A 717-nucleotide genomic window follows, 5' to 3' on the forward strand; every position below is an offset into this window, starting at 1 on the left:
ATATGCCGCTTGTGCTTGCGAGCGCGCTGCGCTTTTGCCAACTTCCCGGCTGCGCGGCGGCCGAATCGGTCATTGGGCAGTTTCTCGCCCGTCGAGAGGGCCGCGAAGTCCTTCAGCCCGAGGTCAATGCCAACGCCGCTTTGCATCGCGCGAGCAGGAACATCGGCGACTTCGATGGTGATATTGAGGAACCAGTTGCCGCGTGTGTCCTGTGCGAAGTTGGTCCCATCCTTGATCTTCCCTTCGGGAAGCGGGCGGCTGCTGAATACGCGGAACGTGTTGCCTGCGAAGCGGAAAGCGTCGCCCTCACGCTTGAGTTCGCGCCCCTTGAGCGGCACCCATCCAAGGCTCTTACGACCGCGATAACGCAGGTATGGCCGTTTGAACTGGCTGCGCGACTTCGCGTATTGCTCGCATGTCGCGTTGACCGTTCCCGAGTGGATTCCGAGTTCTTTGCTGCTACCCGTCGTCAGACCATTGAGGTCGAATCCAGTTGGCCATTTCTTGTCCCACTTGAGCGCGTGCTTCTGTGCGTCGTTGCAGAAGTTCCAGACATGGTTAACCGCGCGGCTCTGCTTGTTCAGCAAGCCGTTCAACGACTTCACGCGGTAACGGTACACCTTGATCAACGCTTCCTTTTCAACGCTTTGTCCAGGGAAAACACAAGTTACCTTCAATCAGGAGACATTGCAACTTTGAGCAATTCCAGATCGTTCC

General features: G+C 57.3%; 1 protein-coding gene. It reads right to left on the reverse strand.

Annotated elements, in window-relative coordinates; genetic code table 11:
• The coding region (locus ACYP5B_RS15550; RefSeq protein WP_459570316.1) for a nuclease/transposase family protein at positions 1-629 on the reverse strand (629 nt) is incomplete at its 3' end.
• Positions 630-717: the final 88 nt, after the last annotated feature.

This window comes from Cupriavidus sp. 8B (assembly GCF_054589115.1).